Below are 1,486 nucleotides of genomic sequence, written 5' to 3' on the forward strand. Positions count from 1 at the left end.
GATACGCGGCCACCCACAGCAAATGATCATCCGCCAGGTGGCGGTACGCAGCCGGTACCGTTGATTGCGACACTGGCGGCCGATCAAGCGATCGAACGAGGTGAAAAGGCCCAAGCTCTGAAGACCGCCGTCGAGGGATTGCGGTCGGCGATACCCCCCGACCAATTCGAAAAGCTGGCCAAAGCTGAGCATGCGGTGGGGATACTTCCTCCTCCGCGTCGTCCAAAGCAAGATCGGTCGATCCCGCATTGGGCCGATCGTGAGCTTCCCGCGTCTGTCCGGGAACACTAGCCGCTCGTCCACTGTCCCCCAACGGTGGACAAGCGACGCCGTTGACACGGCACACTTTTCGTTACCGCTCTCTATCCGCACCACCACCGCGGCGGGCCTTCTTGGAGGTTATGACCTCGCTCGGCCCGGGGACGTCGCGCTTCAGGGCGACGCAGTGCTTGCCGGGATGCTTGCGTTTGCAAGTGCACTTGCTGCGATTGCCGGGCTGATGGCTTGGCTCTAGCGCGCCAGCTTTACTCATTTCGTGATCTATCGGTTGATTCTGGCGGGGTTGCTCTGGACATTTCTGGCGAAACGCATGCTTTGCAGCGCTTAGCGGAAGGTCGCGCCGTCGTTTGATCAACACCGCGATTGTCAATTGAAGCCCCCTGCCGACGGGTCTTTCCCCACGAATGACTACGTTATGTTCGGCCCACCCCTCTGCCTCCCAATGGTCCAGGAAATGCCGTCGTCGCGCATGATGCCGGAGACCTGCTTGCCGACATGGCGTTCGAGGATGGGGCGCCATGGGACGAGGGTGAATTCGCGGCTGTTCTCGACGAGCGCATATTTGCCGCTGGCGAGTTGGACGGAACGGCGGAGCGTCCCCTCCACCGGCTCGCCGGGGCGGGCTTCAACATAGGCAAGGCCCAACTCCTCGGAGAGCTGACCGGCCACGCGAGTGAGCTCGCGCCGGCGCAGGGTCGCCAGCATGTTGGCACGATAGACGATCCGATTCTGTTCCTCGTGAGCGAGGCCCTCGGCGATCAGCCATTGCCGGCGGCGGGCCTGGGCCTCGCGCACCTCCCGGCCGAAACCGGAGTCGCGGGTGGGCTCCGGATGATCCGAGACGAGCTCGCGGTCGAGCCAGGTGGCGCCGTCGGTGCCCACCTGCCGGTCGAGCGTGAGATGGGAAAGCTTCTCGACGATGACCGGCGCTGCGCGAGCCATGCTCCGCTCGTATTCCACCACCCGGTCGAGATGGTCGGGCTCGACGATCCAGGTCCCGTCGGGCTCACGGGCAACGCCACCGGTGGCGCGGCGGATGGCCTCGAGCCGCCGCACATGGGTCTCGGCGTATTCCTCGGTGGCGCGAGGATCATGCTTGAGATGCAGGTCGATGGTGTAGCGCCCGTCGTTGGCAGCGGCGACCTCGGCGACGGTTCGATCCACTCGCCGAGGCTCGATAGTCTTCGGCGTCACACGCACGATATTG

1 protein-coding gene and 1 pseudogene are annotated in these 1,486 nt (G+C 64.3%); one reads left to right on the forward strand and one right to left on the reverse strand.

The genetic code is table 11. The features are described from left to right. A pseudogene (locus NYR58_RS20325) lies at positions 1–291 on the forward strand (hypothetical protein); the annotation flags it as partial. 396 nt (positions 292–687) lie between these two features. Here the strand turns inward: NYR58_RS20325 and NYR58_RS20330 are convergent. Further along, the coding region (locus NYR58_RS20330; protein WP_261522939.1) for a DUF3363 domain-containing protein at positions 688–1,486 on the reverse strand (799 nt) is incomplete at its 5' end.

This window comes from Chelativorans intermedius, assembly GCF_025398255.1.
Lineage (GTDB): Bacteria > Pseudomonadota > Alphaproteobacteria > Rhizobiales > Rhizobiaceae > Chelativorans > Chelativorans intermedius.